Below are 24,296 nucleotides of genomic sequence, written 5' to 3' on the forward strand. Positions count from 1 at the left end.
TTGGGCCGGACCTCTATCCGTGGAATGGGAGAAGCAAGCGTGGATAAAGTCATCGTCATCACCGGTGGCGGCCGCGGAATCGGGGCCGCTACGGCGCTGTTGGCTGCCGAGTTGGGCTATCGGATCTGCATCAACTACCAGTCCGATGAAAGTGCCGCGCAAGAGGTGCTTGAACAGGTCCGGGCCAAGGGCGCGCAGGCGATTGCCGTGCGAGCCGATGTGAGCATCGAAGACGAAGTGATCGGCCTGTTCGACCGGGTGGACGCCGAACTGGGCCGCGTCACCGCCCTGGTGAACAACGCCGGCACGGTTGCCCACAAGTCCCGACTCGATGAGATGTCCGAATTCCGCATTCTAAAGATCCTGAAGACCAACGTGTTGGGGCCGATCTTGTGCGCCAAGCATGCGGTGCTGCGCATGTCGCCCAAGCATGGCGGCCAGGGCGGCAGCATCGTCAACGTCTCGTCGGTGGCTGCCCGCCTGGGGGCGCCGGGGGAGTACGTCGACTACGCGGCCTCCAAGGGCGCGTTGGACACCTTCACCATTGGCCTGTCCAAGGAAGTGGCCGGCGAAGGCATCCGCGTCAACGCGGTGCGTCCCGGTTATATCTACACCGATTTCCACGCCCTGAGCGGCGACCCGGACCGGGTCAGCAAGCTGGAGTCGGCGATTCCCATGGCCCGGGGCGGTCGTCCGGATGAAGTGGCCGAGGCGATTATCTGGCTGCTGTCGGACAAGGCTTCGTATGCGACCGGGACGTTTGTGGATCTGGGTGGGGGGCGCTGAGGTCTTGGGGTGTCTGTTCTGGCCTCATCGCGAGCAAGCTCGCTCCCACATGAGGGCTGCTGAGTTATTCATTTCACCGCAAATCCCTGTGGGAGCGAGCTTGCTCGCGATGGCGCTCTGACAGACAACCCAATATCAAAACGACCGAATAATCCGCCCCAACGTCTCCATGGCCTTTTCCGAGACTTCGGTCCACGGGCTGCCATAGTTCAGGCGGATGCAATTCCTGAAACGCCGGGTCGGTGAAAAGATCGGCCCCGGGGCGATGCTGATGCCTTGGGCCAGGGCCATCTGGAACAGCTTCAGCGAGTCCATCCGCTCCGGCAGCTCCAGCCACAGGAAGTAACCGCCCGCCGGCTGGCTGACCCGAGTCTGGGCCGGGAAGTAGCGGGCGATGGCGGCGAGCATTGCGTTTTGCTGTTCTTCCAGGGCGTAGCGCAGTTTGCGCAGGTGACGGTCGTAGCCGCCGTGTTGCAGGTAGTCGGCGATGGCGGCCTGGGCTGGCATCGAGGCGCACAGCGAGGTCATGAGCTTGAGCCGTTCGATCTTCTGCGCGTAGCGCCCGGCGGCGACCCAGCCGATGCGATAACCCGGTGCCAGGCTCTTGGCGAACGAACCGCAATGCATCACCAATCCTTCAGTGTCGAACGCCTTGGCGGGCTTGGGGGCCTGTTGTCCGTAATAGAGTTCGGCGTAGACGTCGTCCTCGATCAGCGGCACTTGATGGCGGCGCAGCAGTTCCACCAATGCCTGTTTCCGTTCCTCGGGCATGGTCGCGCCCATGGGGTTCTGGAAACTGGTCATGCACCAACACGCCTTGATCGGGTGACGCTCCAGCGTCTGCTCCAGCACGTCCAGGTCGATGCCGTCGCGTGGGTGGACGGGAATCTCCACGGCTTTGAGCTTGAGCCGTTCCAGCACCTGCAGGCTGGCATAGAACGCCGGTGCCTCGATCGCCACCAGGTCGCCGGGCTCGGTCACGGCTTGCAGGCACAGGTTCAAGGCCTCCAGGGCACCGTTGGTGACCAGCAGTTCCTCCATGGGCAGCATCAGCCCGCCGACCATGTAGCGCAGGGCGATCTGGCGACGCAATTGTGGATTGCCTGGCGACATGTCCGTGACCACGACCCTTGGGTCCATGTCCCGTGTTGCGCTGGACAGCGAGCGGGACAGCCGTTGCAGCGGGAACAGCGTCGGGCTGGGGAATGCCGAGCCGAACGGTACGGTGGCCGGGTCTTTGATCGAGTCCAGGACCGAAAACACCAGTTCGCTGACGTCGACTTCGGTGGACTCGTGCACCTGGCTGCTGATTGCCGGCTCGGAAAACGGGCTCGGTGCATGGGTGTTGACGAAGTAGCCGGAGCGCGGCCGGGCCCGGATCATGCCGCGTCGCTCAAGCAGGTAGTAGGCCTGGAACACGGTAGATGGGCTGACGCCGTAGGTCTGGCTGGCGTAGCGCACCGACGGCACGCGCTGGCCCGGCCCCAGCATGCCCGAGCGGATCAGTTCAGCGATGTCGTCGGCAAATTTCTCGTAGCGTTTCATGGCAGGCTCAGTCTCAAGTGACGCGTGATTTGCGCTTTTAAACTGTGGGAGCGAGCTTGCTCGCGATAACGGCGGCACATCCAACATTGATGCAAACTGACCCACCGCTATCGCGAGCAAGCTCGCTCCCACAGGGTGCTCGCATCTTAAAGCTTCAACGATTCATCGGTGCGACAAAACGGCTCTGGGCCACGCTGTAGATGCCCGGCTCGTCACTGTCGACGACCTTGAATGTCATTGCCTGGGAACCTTTGTCGGGCCGTTCGCTGAGCATCGCCACCGACACCGGCACATCGACGATTTCCCCCGGGGCCAGGCTCAGTTGGGTCTTGCCCTGCAGGACGAAGCCGTCGCCGTCCACCAGGGACAGGTGATAGTCCTGGCGCTGCTGGGTCTTGTTGATGATTTTCAGGCTGTAGATGTTCTCGATCTGGCCGGCGCTGTTTTCGCGGAACAGGCCACGGTCCTTGCTGACATCCAGCGACACCATGGGCCGTTGCACCAGGGCCACGGCCAGTGCGCCGATCATCACCAGCAGCACGGCGGTATAGCCGATCAGCCGAGGCCTGAGCAGGTGAGTCTTGCCCCCCTGCAATTGATGTTCGGAGGTGTATTTGATCAAGCCACGGGCGTAGCCCATCTTGTCCATGATCGAGTCGCAGGCATCGATGCAGGCCGCGCAGCCAATGCATTCCATCTGCAAACCGTCGCGGATGTCGATGCCGGTGGGGCAGACCTGCACGCACATCTGGCAGTCGATGCAGTCGCCCAGGCCAATATTGGCCGGCTTCACCTCGCGTTTGCGCGGGCCGCGGATTTCGCCGCGGGCCGTGTCGTAGGAGATGGTCAAGGTGTCCTTGTCGAACATCACGCTCTGAAAGCGTGCATAGGGGCACATGTGCATGCACACCGCTTCCCGCAGCCAGCCGGCGTTGAGGTAGGTGGCGGCGGTAAAGAACAGCACCCAGAACAGGCTCACGCCCGCCATTTGCAAGGTCAGCAGTTCTTCGGCCAAGGGGCGGATCGGTGTGAAGTAGCCCACGAACGTCAGGCCGGTGAGCAAGCTGATGGCCAGCCACAAAGTGTGCTTGGCGCTGCGGCGCAACAGTTTGTTCAGGCCCCAGGGGGCTGCTTGCAGCTTAATCCGCTGGTTGCGCTCGCCTTCGGTGATTTTCTCGCACCACATGAACAGCCAGGTCCAGGAGCTCTGTGGGCAGGTGTAGCCGCACCACACGCGACCGGCAAACACGGTGATCGCAAACAGGCCGAAGGCGGCGATGATCAACAGGGCCGACAGCAGGATGAAATCCTGGGGCCAGAAGGTCGCGCCAAAGATGTGGAACTTGCTTTCGGAAAGGTCCCAGAGCACCGCCTGGCGGCCGCCCCAGTTCAACCACACCGTGCCAAAGAACAGCAAGAACAGAACCCCCGCACCGCTGATGCGCAAGGTGCGGAACAAGCCGGTGAAGCTGCGGGTGTGGATCAGGTTGTCGGTGGTCCTGGCCTTGATCTTCGTTGGCGCAGGTTCGAACGTCTGTATCAACTGGACGGGGATTCTATCGCTCATGGTCGGTCGCTCATCAGCCTCTATCTGGCCGGCGCACTATGACCATGGAACTGTTTGCATAACAGACTCAGGTGTTTCGATAAAAACCGGATCAGATGCCGCGAAGCCCAGACGCTGCGACACTTTGATGCACCCGAGGGGGAGCGAACAACATCTGTGCCAAGGATCTGTGGGAGCAAAGCTTGCTCGCGATACAGGCACCTCGGTTCAAGAGGTATCGTGTTGTTCTTATCGCGAGCAAGCTTTGCTCCCACAGATTGAATACCTCGCAGAGGCGTCAACAGGCTCAGATCGCCGAGCCGCTGTCCGTGGCCTTCAGGTGCTTGCGCCCGTCGGTCGCGCCGGCCACGGTCAGGGCTTCGGCTTCGGCCTCGGTGATGTAGACCCGGTCGCCATTGATCTCCACGGCGGACATGGCCTTGTCCGGGTCGGTGATGATGGTCAGCTCGCTGGCGGGGCGCTGTGGCGAGCCGGGGAGGCTGTCGAAATGGCAGGTCTGGTTTTTGATACTTATAGGCATGGCAGCACTTCCTTCGTTATGTCCTGAACATTAGGCGCGGCCCGGTAGCCAGGGTTCGTCGCGCCTGATCAGCGGTCAGGCGCACCTCTGGCTTCGCTTGCGGTCCATCGTTTATCGAATGGAAAAAGAGGACGGTCCATGGAAGCCTGGTGGCATGAAGTCTGGATAACCCTGCAGGCGGAGTTCGCCGATATCACCGATGCCCAGCAGATGACCCGGGTCACGGTGCGCCTGGTCATGGCCGCGTTGCTGGGCGGCATCCTGGGTTTCGAGCGCGAACACAAGGGCAAGGCCGCCGGCGTGCGAACCCACATGCTCGTGGCCTTGGGGGCGGCGCTGTTTGTATTGGTGCCACAGATGTCCGGGTCCCAGGCCGACGCCATGAGCCGGGTGATCCAAGGCGTGGTCGCTGGCATCGGTTTTCTTGGCGCCGGCACCATCCTGAAAAACAACGATGGCGACGAAAGTCACGTCAAAGGCCTGACCACGGCGGCCGGCCTCTGGATGACCGCCGCAATCGGCGTTGCGGCCGGGCTGGGCCGGGAAGCCACCGCGGTGCTCAGCACGGTGCTGGCGCTGGCGATCTTCAGTGTGATGCCGGTGATTGTCCGGGCGCTGGAGAAGGACGACAAACCATCAGCCTGAATACATAAAACCTGTGGGAGCGAGCTTGCTCGCGATGGTGGAGGATCAGCCAGCCACTATGCTGAATGACACTACGCTATTGCGAGCAAGCTCGCGCCCACAGGGAATTGCCATCAGGCCATTGATTCAAGCCTGTTCTGGCACATTCTCGTTGGGCGGGTCACCCTTGGGCGGTTGTGGGTCCAGCGGTGGGTCTTTCTCTGGAATCGGTTCCGGATCAGGGCCGGGCGGGGGCAAGGTCGGGTCGTCGATGTTCGGATCGGGTGTTTCGGCCGGGATGGGAATGTTCATCGGGACGGGTCTCCGTAACGCACATGGCTTGAGTCGTGCTTATTGTTGTTGACCATCCTGCGCCGGCTTTGATCCCGGATGCATCGAGGGCAAATCCCGCTGAACTTTTAGCCGTCGTCCCGGTTCGGAGTTTAAGTGAGTTTTTTTCAGGGACCCGTTGGGCCTTTACCGCCACAAGCGCGTCCATGGGGCGTAAAAGGAGCGATGCTCGATGACTGCTGAACACCCGTCTGACCTGGCCTGCAACCCGCATTTGCCGTTGTCTCAAGCCTTGTTGTTACCGCGTATCGCGATTGAAAACACCATGCCGGTGATCGACGGCGGGCAATTTGCCGCCAAGGCCGTGGCCGGACAGGACGTGACGGTGACCAGTAAAGTGTTCGCCGACGGTCACGACAAGCTGGCGGTGCGAATTCGCTGGCGTTCGCAGCAGGACGAGGTATGGAACAGCGAGGTCATGAGTGACCTGGGCAATAACGGCTGGCACGGTCAATTCACTGTGCCGGAGCAGGGCCGTTATGTGTTCTGTATCGAAGCCTGGATCGATCAGTTCGCCAGCTTTCGCTACGAACTGGAGAAGAAGTTCGGCGCCGGGGTGCCTATCAGCCTGGAGCTGCAGGAAGGGCGCAATCAAGTGCAGATGGCCTCCGAGCGCAGCGAAGGCGAGCTGAGCGAACAGCTGGCCGCATTGCACCATGAACTCTCCGGCCTGTTGCCGGCCGAACAGGTAGCATTGTTCCTGGCGCCGCGCAGCGCCGATCTCATGTCACAGGCCGACCACCGGCCTTATCTGAGCATCAGCCCTCAGTACCCGTTGGACGTGGAGCGCAAACTGGCCGAATTCGCCAGTTGGTACGAGTTGTTTCCGCGCTCGATCACTGATAATCCCGCTCGCCACGGCACCTTCAACGACGTGCATTCGCGCCTGGCGATGATCCAGGATATGGGCTTCGACGTGCTGTACTTCCCGCCGATCCACCCCATCGGTCGCAGTTTCCGCAAAGGTCCGAACAACTCCCTCACCGCCGGCCCCGACGACCCGGGCAGCCCTTATGCCATCGGCAGCGAGGAGGGCGGGCACGAGGCCATTCACCCGCAATTGGGCAGCCGCGAGGACTTCCGGCGTCTGGTGGCGGCAGCTGCGGACCACGGCCTGGAAATCGCCCTCGACTTTGCGATCCAGTGTTCCCAGGATCACCCGTGGCTCAAGCAGCACCCGGGCTGGTTCAGCTGGCGGCCGGACGGCACGATCAAATACGCGGAAAACCCACCGAAGAAATACCAGGACATCGTCAACGTCGACTTCTACGCGGCCGATGCGATTCCCAGCCTGTGGGTGGAGTTGCGGGACATCGTGGTGGGCTGGGTCAAGGAAGGCGTGAAGATATTCCGCGTCGACAACCCGCACACCAAGCCGCTGCCGTTCTGGCAATGGCTGATCGCCGATGTCCGGGCTCAATACCCCGAAGTGATCTTCCTGGCTGAAGCGTTCACCACCCCGGCGATGATGGCGCGCCTGGGCAAGGTCGGTTATTCCCAGAGCTACACCTATTTCACCTGGCGCAACAGCAAGGCCGAACTGGCGACTTACTTCAGCGAACTCAATGAATCGCCTTGGCGCGAATGCTACCGACCGAATTTTTTCGTCAACACGCCAGACATCAACCCGGCCTTTCTCCATGAGTCGGGGCGCCCGGGCTTCTTGATCCGTGCGGCCTTGGCAACGATGGGCTCAGGCCTGTGGGGCATGTATTCGGGCTTCGAACTGTGCGAATCGGCCCCGGTACCGGGCAAGGAGGAATACCTCGATTCGGAGAAGTACGAGATTCGTCCTCGCGACTTCACCGCGCCGGGCAACATCGTTGCCGAGATCGCCCAGCTCAACCGCATCCGCCGACAGAACCCAGCGCTGCATAGCCACCTGGGCCTGAAAATCTATAACGCCTGGAACGACAACATTCTCTATTTCGGCAAGCGCACAGCCGATGGCAGCAATTTCATCCTGGTGGCGGTGAGCCTTGATCCGCACAACCCGCAGGAAGCCAATTTCGAATTGCCGCTGTGGGAGATGGGCTTGCCGGACGATGCCCAGACCCAGGGCGAGGATTTGATGAGCGGGCACCGCTGGACCTGGTATGGCAAGTATCAGTTCATGCGCATTGACCCGGCGAACCAGCCGTTCGGGATCTGGCGGATCAGTGTGGCGTGACGCTGTGGGAGCAAGGCTTGCCCGCGATGAAGATGACGCGGTCTCCTGAGGAACGGAGGCGCCCTGTATCGCGAGCAAGCTTTGCTCCCACAAAGCGGTACGGTTTCGCTGAATCCCCTCGCCACAAAAAGATCTCACAAGCCTGTATCCCGCGGCTTTAATGAATTATCAGGAGTTGCAAATGGCGAAGAAACCCCGGTCTGCCACCTTTATCAAAGACCCGCTCTGGTACAAGGACGCGGTGATTTACCAGGTCCACGTAAAATCCTATTTCGACTCCAATAACGACGGGATCGGCGATTTCCCCGGCCTGATCGAGAAGCTCGACTACATCGCCGACCTGGGCGTCAACACCATCTGGCTGTTGCCTTTCTATCCTTCGCCTCGGCGCGACGACGGTTATGACATTGCCGAGTACCGTGGCGTCAGCCCCGACTACGGCACCATGGCCGATGCGCGGCGGTTCATTGCCGAAGCCCACAAGCGCAACCTGCGGGTCATTACCGAGCTGGTCATCAACCACACCTCGGATCAGCATCCGTGGTTCCAGCGCGCGCGCAAGGCCAAGCCGGGTTCGGCGGCGCGGGATTTCTATGTGTGGTCCGACGACGATCACAAGTACGACGGTACGCGGATCATTTTCCTCGACACCGAGAAGTCCAACTGGACCTGGGATCCGGTGGCCGGCCAATACTTCTGGCACCGTTTCTACTCCCACCAGCCCGACCTCAATTTCGATAACCCGCAGGTGATCAAGGCCGTGTTGTCGGTGATGCGCTACTGGCTGGACATGGGCATCGACGGCCTGCGCCTGGACGCCATTCCATACCTGATCGAGCGCGACGGCACCAACAACGAAAACCTGCCTGAGACCCACGACGTCCTCAAGCAGATCCGTGCCGAGATCGACGCCAACTACCCCGACCGCATGCTGCTGGCCGAAGCCAACCAGTGGCCGGAAGACACCCAGCTGTACTTCGGCGATGTGGATGCCGAGGGTATGAACGGTGACGAGTGCCACATGGCGTTCCACTTCCCGTTGATGCCGCGCATGTACATGGCGCTGGCCCAGGAAGACCGTTTCCCCATCACCGATATCCTGCGCCAGACTCCGGAGATCCCCGCCAACTGCCAGTGGGCGATTTTCCTGCGCAACCACGATGAGCTGACCCTGGAGATGGTCACCGACAAGGAGCGCGATTACCTGTGGAACTACTACGCGGCCGATCGTCGGGCGCGGATCAACCTGGGGATTCGCCGACGCCTGGCACCGTTGATGGAGCGTGATCGTCGCCGCGTGGAATTGCTCAACAGCCTGCTGCTGTCGATGCCCGGCACGCCGACGTTGTATTACGGCGATGAAATCGGCATGGGCGACAACATCTACCTGGGCGACCGCGATGGCGTGCGCACACCGATGCAGTGGTCCATTGACCGCAACGGCGGTTTCTCCCGGGCCGACCCGGCCAGCCTGGTGCTGCCGCCGATCATGGATCCGCAATACGGCTACCAGTCGGTCAACGTCGAAACCCAGGCCGGCGACCCGCACTCGCTGCTCAACTGGACCCGGCGAATGCTGGCGGTACGCAAGCAATCCAAGGCCTTTGGCCGGGGCACGTTGAAGATGCTCTCGCCGAGCAATCGTCGGATCCTGGCGTATACCCGCGAATACACCGGGCCCGATGGCAAGCACGAAATCATCCTGTGCGTGGCCAACGTGTCCCGCAGTGCCCAGGCTGCCGAGCTGGACCTGTCGGCCTATGCCGGCATGGTCCCGGTGGAAATGTTGGGCGGCAATGCCTTCCCACCCATCGGCCAGCTGAATTTCCTGCTGACCCTGCCACCGTACGGCTTCTACTGGTTCGCCCTGGCCGCCGAAAACCAGATGCCGAGCTGGCATGTGGAACCGGCCCAAAGCCTGCCGGACTTCACCACCCTGGTGTTGAAAAAACGCCTGGAAGAGTTGCTCGAAGCGCCGTCGCGCACCACCCTGGAGCAGACCATCCTGCCGAGCTGGTTGCAGAACCGCCGCTGGTTCGCTGGCAAGGACAGTGCGATCGAGAAGGTCAATATTGTCTATGGCGTGCGCTTCGGCGATCCGCAGCATCCGGTGCTGCTCAGCGAAATCGACGTCACCAGTGCTGGCCAGACCTTGCGCTATCAACTGCCGTTCGGCCTGCTACCTGAAGATCAGGTGGGCGCGGCGTTGCCACAGCAATTGGCATTGTCCCGCGTGCGCAGGGTTCGCCAAGTCGGTTTGATCACCGATGCGTTCAGCTTGGAACATTTCATACGGGCCGTGCTGCAAGGCATGCAGGCCGGTACGGTGCTGCCCTGCACCGAAGGTGAATTGCGGTTCGAGCCCACCGAAGGCCTGAGCGCGTTGAACCTGGGGGCTGAGCCGGAAGTGCGTTACCTGTCCGCCGAGCAGTCCAACAGTTCGGTGGTGGTCGGCGGCAGCCTGGTGCTCAAGCTGATCCGCAAAGTCGCCTCGGGCGTGCATCCGGAACTGGAGATGAGTGCCTATCTGACGGCTGCGGGCTTCAGCAATATCTCACCGCTGCTGGGGTCGGTGATCCGCCGCGATGCCCAGGGCGAGGATGCGCTGTTGATGATTGCCCAGGGCTATTTGAGCAACCAGGGCGATGCGTGGGAATGGACCCAGAACAACCTCGAACGTGCGTTGCGTGATGAGTTGGCCGATGCCGTGTCCGAACAGGAGCAACACTACAATGCCTTGGGCGAGCTGAAGGATTTTGCCGGCATGCTCGGTCAACGCCTGGGGGAAATGCACCAAGTGCTGGCCCAAGCCACCGACGATCCGGACTTCGCTCCCCAGGCCACCAATGCCAAGGAAGCCCAGGCCATCGGCAAGGACGTGACCGCGCAAGTGGAAAACGCCTTGCGTCTGCTCAAGCAGAACCAGGGCCAATTGAACCCGGCGGACCAGGCCATGGTCGCACGTTTGCTGGAGCACAAGAAAACCGTCCTGGCCCATATCCAGGCGTTGGCCGGCAAGGCTGTCGGTGGCTTGCGTATCCGCGTCCACGGCGACCTGCACTTGGGGCAGGTGCTGGTGATCAAGGGCGACGCCTACCTGATCGACTTCGAAGGCGAGCCCGCACGGCCACTGCATGAACGTCGGGGCAAGCACAGCCCGTACAAGGACGTCAGTGGCGTATTGCGTTCCTTCGATTACGCCGCCGCCATGGCGATTCATTTGAACACTGTCGACAGCACCGCCGATGCCGATGCGGCGCGGCAACGGGTGGCAGATCGTTATTTAAAAGAGGCCCGCGAGGCATTTGTCCAAGCATATCGACTGGCGGCAGCTAGTCTTGCTCATGAATGGAAGGATGCTGAAGGCGAAGACGCTGCGCTGGCGTTGTTCGGCCTGGAGAAGGCGGCCTATGAAGTGGCCTATGAAGCCGAGAATCGCCCCGCCTGGCTGCCCGTGCCTTTGCACGGTCTGTACGGGTTATTGAGTGGGCTGAAACCCTTTTCCGACTTAGCCGGACCGATTTAGTGGAGAGAATCATGAGTGTCTCGAACAAAGAACCCCAGGGGCAGGCCAAAGAGTCATTGCTGCCGGCCCCCCATGACATCGACGCGCTGGTGCGCGCCGAACACCATGACCCGTTTTCCATCCTTGGCCCCCATGGCGACGGTGCGGGCGGGCAATTCATCCGGGCTTACCTGCCCGGCGCGTTGAGCGTGCAGGTGCTCGCTCGTGACGGCGGTGAAGAGCTCGGTGACCTGCGACAGACCGAAACCCCGGGGTTGTTCGTCGGCCATTTCGATCGCGCCCAGGCGTACTTGCTGCGCACTCGCTGGGCCGGCGGCGAGCAAGTGGCGGAGGACCCGTACAGCTTCGGGCCGCTGCTGGGGGAGATGGACCTTTACCTGTTTGCCGAGGGTAATCACCGCGACCTCAGCTCCTGCCTCGGCGCGCAACTGACCACCGTCGACGGTATCGACGGCGTGCGTTTCGCGGTCTGGGCGCCGAATGCCCGGCGTGTCTCGGTGGTCGGGGATTTCAACGTCTGGGATGGGCGCCGGCATCCGATGCGTATCCGCTATCCATCCGGCGTGTGGGAGATCTTCATCCCGAGGCTTGGCTCCGGCGAAGGCTACAAGTATGAAATCCTTGGGGCCCACGGCATTCTGCCCCTCAAGGCCGACCCGGTGGCGTTGGCCACGCAAATGCCGCCGGATACGGCGTCGAAAGTCGCTGCACCTTTGAAGATCGAGTGGCAGGACGACGAGTGGATGCAAAACCGTCGCGAACGCCAGCTACCGGGCGCGCCATTGTCGATCTATGAATTGCACGCCGGCTCCTGGCAGTGCGAAATCGACGAAGCGGGGGAGGTGGCCCGGCAATACAACTGGCATGAAATGGCCGAGCGGCTGATTCCGTACGTCAAGGATTTGGGCTTCACTCACATCGAGCTGATGCCGATCATGGAACACCCATTTGGTGGCTCCTGGGGCTATCAGCCGCTGTCGCAATTCGCGCCAACGGCACGCTTCGGTTCGCCCGACGATTTCGCCGCGTTCATCAACGCCTGCCACCAGGCCAATATCGGGGTCATCCTCGACTGGGTGCCGGCGCATTTTCCCACCGATACCCACGGTCTGGCCCAGTTCGACGGCACCGCACTGTACGAATACGGCAACCCGCTGGAGGGTTTCCACCAGGATTGGGACACGCTGATCTACAACCTGGGCCGCACCGAAGTGCACGGTTTCATGCTGGCGTCGGCGCTGCACTGGCTCAAGCATTTCCACGTCGATGGCCTGCGGGTGGATGCCGTGGCCTCGATGTTGTACCGCGACTATTCGCGCAAGGCTGGCGAGTGGGTACCCAACCGCCACGGCGGCCGGGAAAACCTTGAAGCCATCGATTTTTTGCGGCACCTCAACGATGTGGTGGCGCTGGAAACTCCTGGCGCGCTGGTCATCGCCGAAGAGTCCACGGCGTGGCCGGGGGTCAGCCAGAGCACCCAGCAAGGTGGCCTGGGTTTCGCCTACAAGTGGAACATGGGCTGGATGCACGATTCGCTGCATTACATCCAGCAAGACCCGGTGTACCGCGCCCATCACCACAACGAACTGAGCTTCGGTCTGGTATATGCCTGGTCCGAGCGTTTCGTGCTGCCGATTTCCCACGACGAAGTGGTCCATGGCAAACGCTCGCTGATCGACAAGATGCCCGGTGACCGCTGGCAGAAATTCGCCAACCTCAGGGCCTACCTCAGTTTCATGTGGGGCCATCCCGGCAAGAAACTGTTGTTCATGGGCTGTGAGTTCGGCCAATGGCGCGAGTGGAACCACGATCAGCAGTTGGACTGGTACCTGCTGCAATACCCTGAGCACCGGGGCGTGCAGAAGCTGGTGAGCGATCTGAACCGGCTCTATCGGGAAGAGCCGGCGCTGCATGACCAGGATGACGCGCCGCAGGGGTTCCAATGGTTGATTGGCGACGATGCGCTCAACAGCGTTTACGCCTGGCTGCGCTGGAGCAAGGAGGGCCGGCCGGTGCTGGTGGTCGCCAACTTCACCCCGGTGCCGCGCGAGGCCTACCGGGTCGGCGTGCCGTTCGCCGGGCGCTGGGTCGAATTGCTCAACAGCGATGCCGACACCTACGCCGGTTCCAACTACGGCAACGGCGGTGGTGCCTCCACCGAAGAAGTGCCCAGCCACGGCCAGGCCTTGTCCCTGGAACTCAACCTGCCGCCATTGGCGGTGTTGATCCTGCGGCCGGAGGGCTAGATCTGATTACACAGTCCCCTGTGGGAGCGAGCCTGCTCGCGATGCGGTCTGCCTGAGAAAGCGATGTTGGATGTGCCGCCGTCATCGCGAGCAAGCTCGCTCCCACAGGGAGTCATGGGTGACTTCCAGCTCATGGGCTCCATAGACCCAATGTGGGAGCGAGCTTGCTCGCGATAGCGGAGTGTCAGTCGACATCAATGTGGCTGACCCACCGTCATCGCGAGCAAGCTCGCTCCCACAGGGAGTCATGGGTGACTTCCAGCTCATGGGCTCCATAGACCCAATGTGGGAGCGAGCTTGCTCGCGATAGCAGAGTGTCAGTCGACATCGATGTGGCTGACCCACCGTCATCGCGAGCAAGCTCGCTCCCACAAGAAGTCGTGGGTGACTTCAAGCAAGGGGTATTGGTCGCTTTAACGAACCAGGCACGGTTGCTTGTTGTTGAACGTCCAGCCCGGAATCAGGAACTGCATCGCTACCGCATCGTCCCGCGCCCCCAGGCCCATGCCTTTGTACAGCTCATGGGCCTTGGCCAATTGGTCGGTGTCCAGCTCGATCCCTAGCCCCGGTTTTTTCGGCACCTGCACGCAGCCGCCCTGGATCTGCAAGGGCGCCTTGGTCAGCCGCTGGCCGTCCTGCCAGATCCAGTGAGTGTCGATGGCGGTGATGTCGCCCGGTGCGGCGGCGGCCACGTGGGTGAACATCGCCAGGGAAATGTCGAAGTGGTTGTTGGAGTGCGAGCCCCAGGTCAGGCCCCATTCGTTGCACATCTGCGCCACTCGCACGGAACCCTGCATGGTCCAGAAATGCGGATCGGCCAGGGGAATGTCCACGGACTGCAAGGTGATGGCGTGGCCCATCTCGCGCCAGTCGGTGGCGATCATGTTGGTCGCGGTCTTGAGGCCCGTGGCGCGGCGGAACTCGGCCATGACCTCGCGCCCCGAATAGCCGTTCTCGGCACCACAAGGGTCCTCGGCATAGGCCAGCACCTTATGTTGGTCGCGGCACAAACGGATCGCTTCCTTGAGTGACCAGGCGCCGTTCGGGTCCAGGGTGATGCGTGCCTGGGGAAAGCGCTCGGCCAGTGCCGTGACCGCTTCGATTTCTGCGTCGCCTTGGAGCACGCCGCCCTTGAGCTTGAAGTCCTGGAAGCCATAGCGAGCCTGGGCCGCTTCGGCCAGGCGGACCACGGCGGCGGCGTCCAGGGCCTTCTCGTGACGGACGCGGAACCAGTCGTTGTCGGCGTCCGGTTCGCTGCGATAGGCCAGGTCGGTCTGCTGGCGATCGCCGACGTAAAACAGGTAGCCGAGCATTTTCACTTCGTCGCGTTGCTGGCCTTCGCCGAGCAGGGCGGCGACCGGTACGTCCAGATGTTGGCCGAGTAGATCCAGCAGCGCCGCTTCCAGGCCGGTGACCGCGTGGATGGTGATGCGCAGGTCGAAGGTCTGCAAGCCACGGCCGCCGGCATCGCGGTCGGCGAAGGCCTGGCGCACCGTGTTGAGGATCTTCTGGTACGTGCCGATGGGGCTGCCGACCACCAGCGAGCGGGCGTCTTCGAGGGTCTGGCGAATGCGCTCGCCGCCGGGCACCTCGCCCACGCCGGTGTGGCCGGCGTTGTCCTTGAGAATGACAATGTTGCGGGTGAAGAACGGGCCATGGGCGCCGCTGAGGTTCAGCAGCATGCCGTCATGGCCGGCCACCGGCACGACCTGCATGCTGGTGATGATCGGGGCTTTGCTGGTTTCTGAAAGGCTCGCCACCGGACCTGCTTCGGTATTCGCGTTGAAGCTGGATGTGTTCACTGGTTTTTCTCCCACTCGTTATTTTTATGCGGGGCATCGCACAGGTGCTGATGTTGATGGACATCATACAACTTGATTTTTTCGAATAACAAGCTGTTTTTCAGCATCATTGGATTGGGTGAATCGGGGTTTTATGCCGTGTTTGCTGGGTTTTTCCGGCTATTATGATTTTATTCAGCGTTTTTATCGCCCGTGCGAAGCCGTTTTTTAAAAGATGATCTCAGGCTGAAATGAGCTGATCTTGAGTGTTGTCATACAAGTTGATGGCTCGGCGGTGAGATTTACCGCGCTCGCTGGTGATACGATCAGACAGCCTGTTTTCAAGGAACCCCGGCGATGCCGCAAGACACCGACGCGCCCCTGCGCAAGCGTACCCACAACCTGGCCCATGACCTGGTGACGAAGCTGAGCCAGAGCATCTTGCTGGGGCAGTTGAAGCCGGGCGAGAAGCTGCCATCGGAGGGGGCCATTGTGCAGGCCCATGGCGTCAGCCGGACGGTGGTGCGCGAGGCGATTTCCAAATTGCAGGCTTCGGGGCTGGTAGAGACCCGGCACGGCATCGGCACCTTCGTGCTGGCGCAAACCGGCGAGCCAGGGTTGCGCCTTAATGTCGACACTGCGGCAGGGGTGCGGGCGATCCTGGAACTGCGCCTGGGCCTGGAAACCCAGGCCGTCGCCTTGGCGGCCCAGCGCCGCAGCGAACACCAGCTGCAGCAGATGCGCCAGGCGCTGGACGACTATCAGCGGTTGTCCAACAACAACGACAGCTGTGTCGAAGCCGACCGGCGTTTCCATCTGCTCATCGCCGAAGCTACGAACAATGCCTGTTTTGTCGAAATCATGCAGCACCTGGGCAGTGCGATGATCCCCAGGACCCGAGTGAACGTGGCCGAGCGTGGCCAGGCCGATCTGAGCAAGCTGGCACAATGGGCCAACCTTGAGCACGAGGCGATCTTCAACGCCATCAAACGCCAGGACCCGGACGCCGCCCGCGCCGCCATGTGGCTGCACCTGACCAACAGCCGTGACCGGTTTGGCGCGGGGGCCTGACGGTTCATCGTCGCCTGACCCACCACCACCATCGCGAGCAAGCTCGCTCCCACAAGGGATCTGTGGTGCATTTGCTACCTGAGAACACCTCGAAAAAAACTGTGGTGCATGCGATACCTGAGAACACCTCGGAACCCCTGTGGGAGCGAGCTTGCTCGCGATGGCGGCGGCACAGCCAACATCTCCATAACTGACCCACCGCTTCCCACAGGAGGGGCGTGGATAGTTCTGTGGATCAGCCCGCTTTGGCCGGGCCGGCGGGGGCGTTTCCGGCCACGGGGGTGGGGGCGCTTTTCATCAGGGTATCCAAGGCCTGCCGGTAGTGCTTGCCTGCCAGGCTCATGCTGTTGTTATGCGTCGCCCCGGGCACCAGCAGCAGGCGCTTGGGTTCCCGGGCGGCGTTGAACAGTTGCTCGCTGAAGCGTGGCGGCACGTAGCGGTCGGCGGCGCCATGGACAATCAGCAGCGGCATGTTGATCTCGCCGATCTTGTCGATGGAGTCGAACTTCTGCGACAGCAACCAGCGCACTGGCAGGGATGTATTCGCCATCGCGGTGGCGACATCGCCCAGGGAGGTGAACGTGGATTCGATCACCAGGCCTCGGACCTGGGCTTTGCCATCCTTCGCCGCCTGCTGACCGAGCTGCGCAGCGAGGTCCACCGCGACGGCGCCGCCCAGGGAATGACCATAGATCAGCCGCAGGCTTGGGTCCGGTTGCAGCACTTCGAGACGCTCCCAGGCGATGCGCGCATCTTCATAGACGCTGGCTTCCGAGGGCAGATCCCCATGACTTTTGCCAAAGCCCCGGTAATCGATGGCCAGTACCGAATAGCCCAGCGCCCGCAGTTGCTGGATACGAAACAATTGGCCGGTCAAATTCCAGCGCACACCGTGCAAATACAGGATGGCCGGCGCGTTCTTGCGTTCGGCCGGCCACCACCAGCCGTGGATATTTTCCCCGGCCTTGAAGCTGTTTGGCTTGAGGTCGAACTCCCGCACACTGCTGGGCAGCCCACTGAACCAGCTCGCTGTCCCCGGCTCGATGCGAAAGACCAGTTCCCGCTCTTTATGCTGCAACACGGCGCAGCCCACTGGCAGGCCGACGACCAATGCGCTCATGCACAGCCAGGCCAACCAGCGGCGTTTCAGGCCAGAAAACAAGAGTGAAGCCATCGATGCCATTCGCTACTCGAAACCGAAGATGCCTTGTAGCAGATTCCTCCACCGTTTTGCGACTGTTGCGCAGCCGAGCGGGCGCAAGCTCCCTCGCCACAAACAACCTCCTGCGTCCCCGTCAATGCGCATCCCCATGGTTCGGTCATGCGCGACCTTGGGCACGCCCGCCAGGCGCATGGGCACACCTTGCCGGGCGGCGAAGCGGTCCACCAGTTCGCCGATGGGCCAGATGTTATGCACATGTTGATGGGCGTCGAGGTGGCTGGGACGCAGGCCGCGGTCCAGTCAGTGTTGCCATTGCGCCTGCAGTTCGTCCTTAACCGCCGCCAAGTCCTTTGAGCCCAGGCGCAGGCAATAGCGCGACAGGTTCAGGTCGAACTGGCCATTGGCATCGCAAAAAACCGGGCGCGATGCGATCACCTGGCCCAGCGGCGGGCCATAGCTGAGACTGAAGTGCAACCAACGTGGCCATTGAGCAGCGGTTGCCGGGCCAGTTCACAGGCTGGCTCGAAACCCGGCATGTTGGCCATGGCCGTGGCGGAACTGATCACGCCGGTCTCGAAGGCCCGCAGGATCAGTGCGTTATCGCTGAGGCTGAGTCCGAAGTCGTCAGCGTTGACGGTCACTTGACGAGGCATTCGTATTCTCCTGGTTCTTTGGGGAGGACGATGCCGTCGTCGCGGTCGGTTTGGTCCGGCGTTTGCCAAGCCATGGCTTCAAGCTTTTCCAGAGCCTCAAGGCAAATCCCAGGAACAAGCCACCGGGCTGCCATGAATAAAAACTCCAGCGCCAGTGTTCCAGTTGGCCCGTCATGCGTTCGTGTAATTGATGGCTGGAGTTCTCCAGGCTGACCCGTGATGCATCGATCCAGCGCCAGTTCTCGTCCAGCCCCCAGTGAATCCACTCTTCGAGCAGTACCCGGCCGCTGCCCAGGTCGGCATGCTGTGGCAGGAACGCCAGGTTGTAGTCATACAGCCGCCCCTGGTCCAGCAGGCCGAGGCGATAGCTGATGCATTCGCCGTTCAGTTCCAACAGCACCACCCGCACCAGGCCTTGGGCGGCGAGGGCGGTGAAGGCGTGGTTCATCCATTGCTGGCGTCTGGGGTCGGCGAAGATGCCGACACCTTCATCACCTTTCCAGCTAGCAGCCTCGACACTGGCAAGTGCCCGCAACAGCTGTCCCATGCTGATGGCGTCTGGCGTCACTCGGTGGATTTCGGCACCGCAAGCGGCAATTCGCTTGCGCGCCCGGCGCAATTTGTAGCGTGGATCGCCGGATATCTCTTGACGGTCACTGTCATCGATCAAGTGCACCGGAACCCGGCAACTGAGCCGCCGTTCCCCGGTTGAACTCAGCGCCATCCAGGCGCTGAGGACGCTTTGCTCACCGACCGGCTCGATCACTTCATTCAATTGCAGCAACGTGTGAGGCAAGTGCTGACGGATCTGCATCAGCGCCTGGCCCATGTCTTCGGTGTCCAGGCGCGCCAGCAGGGCGATGCGGTCGGTCATTGGAAAACCCAAGTGATGCAACACCCGGAACCGCAGCCCGCCGATACGTTCAAGTCCTGATACCAGGGGCAGGCAAAGGCACAAGGTCTGGTCCTGCCAGCCCAGCAGCACATGCAATTGCTGCTCGGGCAACAGGGCGAATTCCGCCGCTTGCAGCCAGGCCAGGGTGTTGAACGGTGTTGCGTCGGCCACCTGGGTTCGCAGCTGTTCATAAGCTGGTGCAGGAAAGTCCGCCGCGCCCAGGGAGCGACACCATTGGAACCGGATCGCCATGGGGATCAGGCCGCCGAAGTCGAGGCAGCCGGCTGCGCCGGTTTACGAAAGGCGTCCAGTGCCGTGCCGGTGTAAGACGTATTGCGCAAAAAACGCCAATGACCGAGCAAACGGTATATGTGTGTGATCTGCCCGCGCTCTTGGAAGCCCATGCGGATATGCATCTTGATCGCCTGGATGTTTTGCAAATCGCAGACATCGACCATTGTGTTGCAACCGTGGTCCGCCATGACTTTCCACACTTCCAACTGCATGTCCGCCGAGATACGGGTACCCCAGTATTCACGAATCGCCTCGCCGCCGAACTGAAAGTACTCGCCAGGCTTGATCGGGAAGTTGCAGCGATAGAAATGGCGGTCGAAATAGTCCCGTGTACTGGCCCAGGCGAAGCCCACGGTGTCGCCCTGATCATCCAGGTACATCAAGCCTGTGTAGCCTTCGGCCGCCAACTCGCGCATGGTTTCGACGCGGTTGCCGAAGTGCCGGGCAAAAGCATCGGCGTTGCTGACCGTGATGGACTCCAGGCGCATCGGTGGGTAGGGCTTGAGGTTATGGGGGGGGAGCGGGGTCCGTATATCATGCTCCAGCCACACCAGTCGGGTGTGGGAAAATACGTAGCGTCTGCATAGCTGTTTTAGGACAGCGCGCAGACCTTTTTTCTGAATGCGATCACGCAATGTTTGCAGAGCGTTCATGGTGCCTCCTGACGGGTGGCAGGTTGGGGGGAAAGGGGAGCTGTCCAACTGAGGGCGAACACGGTTTCCCCTGGCAGGAGAAACCTGACCTGGCCGCCCTTGCAGTCAAACGCAACGTTGTGGCTGCGGTTGTCCGGGCCGAAATACAGCAGGGTCATGGCTGGCTGAGGGCAGGCCGTGCCGTCGAGGCTGACTTGATGGGCTCGTGTGCTTTTGTTCACGCCCAGCAGATTGCGTTGCTTGCCGGTGGCCATGGCCAGCACATCGACTTCAAACGCGTCGTTGTCCAGGCGCAGCACCTGGTCGAGCCAGTGCTGTTGAATGAACTGCTGGGCCAGGCCCACGGGCTTGAGCTCGAAGCGCTGATCGTCCAGCACCCGCACCATGCCTTTGGGATACTCCGGTTCGTCGGCGGCCATGAACCAGTTGAGCATGTCCAGCCAGCCGTCGGCCGAGGCGTTAATGACCACCGACGTCCACCAGAGGGCGGCGTAGTGGGTTTCCTGGTCGTAAGGGCTCAGGCTCGAACCGGCGGACATGTTGGTCTGGTCCAACAGCAAGGCTTTGCGCGGCCGACCTTGGCTGTCCAGTCCCACCAGGTTGGCGGCCTGACGGACACTGTCGCGGTAGACCCGGGTCGCCAGCAGGTCGCGGATCATCCATTCATGCCAGGCCAGGGCGTCGATCTGGTCGTCGGACGTCGCCAGCAGGCGCCGTGCCCAGTCGATCCCGCGCTTGTCAGCGGCATTTTCAATGAAGGGGCCGTTGGTGAACTGGGAGCTGGCCGGTATGGCGATGCGGACACCGGCACGTGCGTTGGCGGGATCGGCGCGGACTTGGGCAGCCATGCTCTGGAACAGTTGCTGGAAACTGGCGAAGTCGGGGTAATTGAGGTTCGGCTCATCGGCAAAACTGAGGTAATGGAGGCCATTGCCGCCCAAAGCACGGGTCGCCGTGAGCCAGGCTTGCAAGCCGCTGTGACTGGTCCGGTCGTCCTTTAGCTCTACCTGGCGCTGGCTGCGGGCCAACAGGGTGATGTTTTGGCTGATGGCGAAGCGGTCCTGGTACAAGCGTCGGAAGGCATCTTCATAAGTGCCCCTGGCCGCCGTGATATCGACGAAGCTGTAAAGGGTCGCCGCCTGGGGTTTGAGCGCATCGAGCACGGCGTAGGTGGACGGCGGCAATAACTCGTAGGGCAGCGCTGTGCCCAGCTTGGGGGTGGTGCCGAGCGCCTCGTCATACAGTTTCAGGTGAGTCTGACCTGGATCTTCGCGCAGTGGCAGCAGGTGTGCCGGGTCCTGGGCGAACAGGTTGGCGGTGCCGTCCAGCCAGAACGCGGCCTTGCCGTTGCCCAGCAGACGCAAGCGCCAGATTTGTTCGACGTCAGCTATCGGCAGGGCGACCTGATCGAACTGCCAATAAGCCCGGTATGGCTTGAGGTTCAGTTGCAACTGCTTGCCGTCGCCGACGCGTCGGGCTTGCAGCGCACGTACGCCGCCGTGAAACTTGCCTGCCAGCACCGCCTGTTCGCCAGCCGCTACCTTGAAATACAGCTCGTCGCCGTCGTGGGTTTCGGCATTGAAATGCACCTTTGCCGGGGCAAATAGGGCGCGGGTGCGTGCGTCGTGCTCAACGGTGTAGCGACGGAAGCTGTAGCCGGGGATTTCCAGGCGATAACTGGCGGCCCCCGGCGGCAGCGGCCACTGCTGTTCGCCGCGGGGCTGATCCGCCTTGACCAGGCGCTCACCCGCCAATCGTCCCTGGCCATCGAGCAGATACAGATGTTCGGCATTGGCCTCGGCTTGCCAGGCGGGCACCCAGCGCACGGTGACAGCGTCCTGACGGTCAGTTTGCAGGTACAGGCTGCCGTCACGGATGCCGGTCCATTGCATGGACGCGCCATGGACCGAGGTTGCCAGCGCGAGAAAACATAGGCACGCGCCGATCTTCCACTGTGGGAGCGAGCCTGCTCGCGAAGAGGTCTTCATCCGCAGCATCATCGCCAACTGACCCACCGCCATCACGAGCAAGCTCGCTCCCACAGTGGATCTGCGGTGGATGCAGATGCCACGTCCTACACCGGACCCTGTGGGAGCGAGCTTGCTCGCGATGGCGGTTTTGCTGACGACGGTGTTCACGCGGATTTCCCCAACAGCATCTGACGCATCGGCAGCAAATCGCTGGGCAGGATGATCAGTGTCCGCCACAACGCCACGCCGCTGAGGCGGCAATACATGACAAGCATGGCCAAGGTGACACCCAAGTAGGCGATCGAGGACGCGGCGGCAGCGCCGACGATGCCGTAGCGCGGGATTAAAATCAGGTTCAGCGCCAGGTTCAACAGCGCCCCCCCGCCCATCAGCAGCGAAACGGTGCCGGGGCGGTTCTTGCCCAGCAGGTCCAGGCGCAGGATGCTCGCATAGCACAACCCGAACACCCCTGGCAGCAGCGCCAGCAGGGCCGGGTACGCCGGTTGATAGGCGATGCCGAACAGGGTAACGATCAGCCATTCGCCCACCAGTACCATGCCCAGGCAGGCGCCCAGCATGGCCGTGGCGGTCAGGCGCAAGGCCAGCGGGGTCAGGCGCTTCATGTCGCTGTCCTGCTGCAGCAGGCGTTTCATCAGCGGCGTGGTGACCGCTTCCGGCACGATATGCAGCAGTTCGGCCGCCGCGCTGGCCATGGCGTAGTGCCCTAGCGCCGTGCTGCCCAACAGCGCGCCGATGAACAGGTAATCCGAGCGCGTCATCAGTTGCTGGAACAAAAGGTCCGGATGACTGCGGGCACCGTAACGCAACAGTTCGGTCTGGCCGGCGCGATCCCAGCGCAGGGTGACCGCGTGATCGCGACGCAACCACATCCAACCCGCCAGCACCACCAGACTCAGGCCCGCCAGCCAGCTGATCAGCGCCGCTTCCAGCGCCGTGTCTTTCCACATCCAGAACAGCGCCACGAACAGCAACAGCGGGACCAAAGATTCCATCAGCCGCAAGGCGTTGAACACGCCGACGCCGCCGGAGGCATTGTGCAGGGTCAGCAGGCCGGTCTTGAGCGCCGCCAGCGGCACGGCCAGCAACAGCAGCCAGGCCAGCAGTCCCAGTTGCGTGGTGATGTCCAGTTCGGCGCCGAACTCACGCACCAGCGCCACCACCAGCAGCGTCAGCAACCCCGCCAGCAGACAGCCGAAGACCAGCACGTGGCTGAGCAACAGGCTCATCGAGCGATGCTGCGCCGCCTGATAACCGACGGCGGAATTCAGGCCCCCACTGGTGGTGGCGCTGATCAGGTCCGGTAGGGTGCTGAGCAGCGCCAACAGCCCGCGTTCGCTGGGCCCCAGGATCCGTGCCAGCAACACGTTGCGCAGCAGGCGCAGGCCGATCATCGCCAGGCTAGTGCCCATGCTCATTACCAAGAGCCTGAGGTAACGTGCACGGTTCATGAACGGACTCCTCGGCGAATACGCCAGGCCAATAACTCAGGGTGACAGGCGTTGCGTTGGCTGACGCCGAAACGTGGCAGGTTCAGAGGGTCGCCGTCATGGCGATACAGTCCGGCCTCGGTGCCCAGTGCGAACGAAAAACCGTGGGCCGCCACCTGCTCGCGCACACGGGCGTCATTGTCACCGTTGGGGTAGCAATACACTGGCAAGGGTTGGGCACAGCCATTTTCCAACGCGGTCCAACTGCGGGACAGTTCTTCATGCAGGCGCTGGTCGTCCAGCCCGGTCAGGATCGCGTGGCTGGCGCCATGGGGACCGAAGCGCACCAGTCCGGAATCTTCGAGCATGCGCACCTGGGACCAGTCCAGGGCTTGGGGTTGGGAACCCTGCGGGCAGGCGTCGGTGAGGTCGCTCAAGGTACGTGGATCGAGGCTCTTGAGGCTTTGCAGGTAATGCGTCAGCGCCAGGCTGCGGCGCTCGTCGTCGATATCGTCGAGCAGCACCGGCAACGGCCGGCCGGCGTGCTGCAAATGCTCGATCAACGAGCGCCGCGCCAGCTGCCCATGGCTGCCCCACAAGGTTTCGCCGATGCTCTCCCACCAGAAATGCTGGCGACTGCCGACGAAGTCGGTGGAGAGGAAAATGCTCGCCGGCATTTGGTACTGGCGCAGCAGAGGAAAGGCGTTCATGGCGTTGTCGCGCCAGCCGTCGTCGAAGGTCAGGGCCACCCGGGGACGGTTCGGGACGCTTTCAGGGTCGGCCAGCAACAAGGTCATCAACGGCACGCATTCAAAATGTTGCTGCAGCCAGATCAACAAGTGTTCGAACGCTTCGGGCCCCACGCACAGCTCGTTGCGATGAGGCAATTCGGCGGCGCGGTCGTTGTTCAGTACCCGGTGCAACATCAGAATGACGCCGGCGCCGCGTAATGCATGGCGACCCAGGGACGTGTTCAGGTACAACCAGCCGCCGGTGCGCTTGATGGTGGTCTTGATGTGAGTATTGATCGGCAT

The 24,296-nt window shown here is 62.0% G+C and carries 17 protein-coding genes and 1 pseudogene; 6 read left to right on the forward strand and 12 right to left on the reverse strand.

The genetic code is table 11. The features are described from left to right. The first annotated feature begins 39 nt into the window (after positions 1-39). Positions 40-786, forward strand: coding sequence for an SDR family oxidoreductase (locus PSH84_RS15020; RefSeq protein WP_122568108.1), 747 nt, complete (start codon positions 40-42; stop codon positions 784-786). A 135-nt stretch (positions 787-921) separates the two neighbouring features. Here PSH84_RS15020 and mapR read toward each other — a convergent pair whose 3' ends face one another. The 3 genes from mapR to PSH84_RS15035 form a co-directional block, all read right to left on the reverse strand. Next, positions 922-2,331, reverse strand: a complete 1,410-nt coding sequence (gene mapR, locus PSH84_RS15025) for a GntR family transcriptional regulator MpaR (RefSeq protein ID WP_305481308.1) — start codon at positions 2,329-2,331, stop codon at positions 922-924. 154 nt (positions 2,332-2,485) lie between these two features. Then, on the reverse strand, positions 2,486-3,898 hold the full coding sequence (gene ccoG, locus PSH84_RS15030) for a cytochrome c oxidase accessory protein CcoG (RefSeq protein ID WP_305481309.1): 1,413 nt from the start codon (positions 3,896-3,898) through the stop codon (positions 2,486-2,488). 286 nt (positions 3,899-4,184) lie between these two features. After that, positions 4,185-4,418, reverse strand: coding sequence for a DUF3203 family protein (locus tag PSH84_RS15035; RefSeq protein ID WP_122568112.1), 234 nt, complete (start codon positions 4,416-4,418; stop codon positions 4,185-4,187). A gap of 138 nt (positions 4,419-4,556) precedes the next feature. On the opposite strand from PSH84_RS15035, the gene PSH84_RS15040 reads away from it, so the two are divergent. Next, positions 4,557-5,063 carry an MgtC/SapB family protein gene (locus PSH84_RS15040; RefSeq protein ID WP_122568113.1) on the forward strand — a complete coding sequence of 169 codons (507 nt, stop codon included), beginning with the start codon at positions 4,557-4,559 and terminating at the stop codon, positions 5,061-5,063. Positions 5,064-5,189: 126 nt separating this feature from the next. Here PSH84_RS15040 and PSH84_RS15045 read toward each other — a convergent pair whose 3' ends face one another. Continuing rightward, complete coding sequence (locus PSH84_RS15045) at positions 5,190-5,354, reverse strand: hypothetical protein (protein ID WP_163006832.1); 165 nt, start codon at positions 5,352-5,354, stop codon at positions 5,190-5,192. A gap of 211 nt (positions 5,355-5,565) precedes the next feature. Between PSH84_RS15045 and PSH84_RS15050 the strand changes: the two genes are divergently transcribed. The 3 genes from PSH84_RS15050 (at position 5,566) to glgB (ending at position 13,335) form a co-directional block, all read left to right on the forward strand. Beyond that, positions 5,566-7,563, forward strand: coding sequence for an alpha-1,4-glucan--maltose-1-phosphate maltosyltransferase (locus PSH84_RS15050; RefSeq protein WP_305481310.1), 1,998 nt, complete (start codon positions 5,566-5,568; stop codon positions 7,561-7,563). Between the two features lie 181 nt (positions 7,564-7,744). Next, entirely contained in the window at positions 7,745-11,089 is a 3,345-nt protein-coding gene (gene treS / locus PSH84_RS15055; protein ID WP_305481311.1) for a maltose alpha-D-glucosyltransferase, read from the forward strand. Between the two features lie 11 nt (positions 11,090-11,100). After that, complete coding sequence (glgB, locus tag PSH84_RS15060; RefSeq protein ID WP_122568116.1) at positions 11,101-13,335, forward strand: 1,4-alpha-glucan branching protein GlgB; 2,235 nt, start codon at positions 11,101-11,103, stop codon at positions 13,333-13,335. A 413-nt stretch (positions 13,336-13,748) separates the two neighbouring features. On the opposite strand, the gene gudD is transcribed toward glgB, so the two are convergent. Next, complete coding sequence (gene gudD / locus PSH84_RS15065; RefSeq protein WP_305471173.1) at positions 13,749-15,050, reverse strand: glucarate dehydratase; 1,302 nt, start codon at positions 15,048-15,050, stop codon at positions 13,749-13,751. 423 nt (positions 15,051-15,473) lie between these two features. On the opposite strand from gudD, the gene PSH84_RS15070 reads away from it, so the two are divergent. Next, positions 15,474-16,187 (forward strand): FadR/GntR family transcriptional regulator, encoded by a 714-nt coding sequence (locus PSH84_RS15070; RefSeq protein WP_122568117.1) that lies wholly within the window; start codon positions 15,474-15,476, stop codon positions 16,185-16,187. A gap of 235 nt (positions 16,188-16,422) precedes the next feature. On the opposite strand, the gene PSH84_RS15075 is transcribed toward PSH84_RS15070, so the two are convergent. The 7 genes and pseudogenes from PSH84_RS15075 to PSH84_RS15105 all read right to left on the reverse strand — a co-directional run bounded on the left by PSH84_RS15075 (position 16,423) and on the right by PSH84_RS15105 (position 24,296). Beyond that, a complete protein-coding gene (locus tag PSH84_RS15075; RefSeq protein ID WP_305481313.1) occupies positions 16,423-17,361 on the reverse strand; it encodes an alpha/beta hydrolase in 939 nt (312 codons plus the stop codon). Positions 17,362-17,529: 168 nt separating this feature from the next. Then, a pseudogene (locus tag PSH84_RS15080) lies at positions 17,530-18,002 on the reverse strand (ChbG/HpnK family deacetylase); the annotation flags it as partial. Then, positions 17,974-19,149 (reverse strand): GNAT family N-acetyltransferase, encoded by a 1,176-nt coding sequence (locus tag PSH84_RS15085; protein WP_122568118.1) that lies wholly within the window; start codon positions 19,147-19,149, stop codon positions 17,974-17,976. The gene PSH84_RS15085 and the pseudogene PSH84_RS15080, both read right to left, overlap by 29 nt. Positions 19,150-19,154: 5 nt before the next feature. Then, complete coding sequence (locus PSH84_RS15090; RefSeq protein ID WP_122568119.1) at positions 19,155-19,844, reverse strand: GNAT family N-acetyltransferase; 690 nt, start codon at positions 19,842-19,844, stop codon at positions 19,155-19,157. Further along, positions 19,841-21,736: a hypothetical protein gene (locus tag PSH84_RS15095; RefSeq protein ID WP_305483173.1), complete on the reverse strand. Its 1,896-nt coding sequence runs from the start codon at positions 21,734-21,736 to the stop codon at positions 19,841-19,843. Before PSH84_RS15095 ends, PSH84_RS15090 begins: the two co-directional genes overlap by 4 nt. A 242-nt stretch (positions 21,737-21,978) precedes the next feature. Beyond that, a complete protein-coding gene (locus PSH84_RS15100) occupies positions 21,979-23,283 on the reverse strand; it encodes an oligosaccharide flippase family protein (RefSeq protein ID WP_122568121.1) in 1,305 nt (434 codons plus the stop codon). Further along, positions 23,280-24,296 (reverse strand): polysaccharide deacetylase family protein, encoded by a 1,017-nt coding sequence (locus PSH84_RS15105; protein WP_122568122.1) that lies wholly within the window; start codon positions 24,294-24,296, stop codon positions 23,280-23,282. The genes PSH84_RS15100 and PSH84_RS15105 overlap by 4 nt, the downstream gene beginning before the upstream one ends.

Source organism: Pseudomonas beijingensis (assembly GCF_030687295.1).
GTDB lineage: Bacteria > Pseudomonadota > Gammaproteobacteria > Pseudomonadales > Pseudomonadaceae > Aquipseudomonas > Aquipseudomonas beijingensis.

Bases quoted from the DNA above. Each gene is read 5' to 3' on its own strand.
- ccoG (WP_305481309.1), bottom strand. From the start codon at position 3,898: ATGAGCGATAGAATCCCCGTCCAGTTGATACAGACGTTCGAACCTGCG.
- PSH84_RS15105 (WP_122568122.1), bottom strand. From the start codon at position 24,296: ATGCCGATCAATACTCACATCAAGACCACCATCAAGCGCACCGGCGGC.
- PSH84_RS15070 (WP_122568117.1), top strand. From the start codon at position 15,474: ATGCCGCAAGACACCGACGCGCCCCTGCGCAAGCGTACCCACAACCTG.
- treS (WP_305481311.1), top strand. From the start codon at position 7,745: ATGGCGAAGAAACCCCGGTCTGCCACCTTTATCAAAGACCCGCTCTGG.
- PSH84_RS15095 (WP_305483173.1), bottom strand. From the start codon at position 21,736: ATGCAATGGACCGGCATCCGTGACGGCAGCCTGTACCTGCAAACTGAC.
- PSH84_RS15090 (WP_122568119.1), bottom strand. From the start codon at position 19,844: ATGAACGCTCTGCAAACATTGCGTGATCGCATTCAGAAAAAAGGTCTG.
- mapR (WP_305481308.1), bottom strand. From the start codon at position 2,331: ATGAAACGCTACGAGAAATTTGCCGACGACATCGCTGAACTGATCCGC.
- gudD (WP_305471173.1), bottom strand. From the start codon at position 15,050: ATGCAGGTCGTGCCGGTGGCCGGCCATGACGGCATGCTGCTGAACCTC.
- PSH84_RS15050 (WP_305481310.1), top strand. From the start codon at position 5,566: ATGACTGCTGAACACCCGTCTGACCTGGCCTGCAACCCGCATTTGCCG.
- PSH84_RS15040 (WP_122568113.1), top strand. From the start codon at position 4,557: ATGGAAGCCTGGTGGCATGAAGTCTGGATAACCCTGCAGGCGGAGTTC.
- PSH84_RS15085 (WP_122568118.1), bottom strand. From the start codon at position 19,149: ATGGCGATCCGGTTCCAATGGTGTCGCTCCCTGGGCGCGGCGGACTTT.
- PSH84_RS15100 (WP_122568121.1), bottom strand. From the start codon at position 23,283: ATGAACCGTGCACGTTACCTCAGGCTCTTGGTAATGAGCATGGGCACT.
- glgB (WP_122568116.1), top strand. From the start codon at position 11,101: ATGAGTGTCTCGAACAAAGAACCCCAGGGGCAGGCCAAAGAGTCATTG.
- PSH84_RS15035 (WP_122568112.1), bottom strand. From the start codon at position 4,418: ATGCCTATAAGTATCAAAAACCAGACCTGCCATTTCGACAGCCTCCCC.
- PSH84_RS15045 (WP_163006832.1), bottom strand. From the start codon at position 5,354: ATGAACATTCCCATCCCGGCCGAAACACCCGATCCGAACATCGACGAC.
- PSH84_RS15075 (WP_305481313.1), bottom strand. From the start codon at position 17,361: ATGGCTTCACTCTTGTTTTCTGGCCTGAAACGCCGCTGGTTGGCCTGG.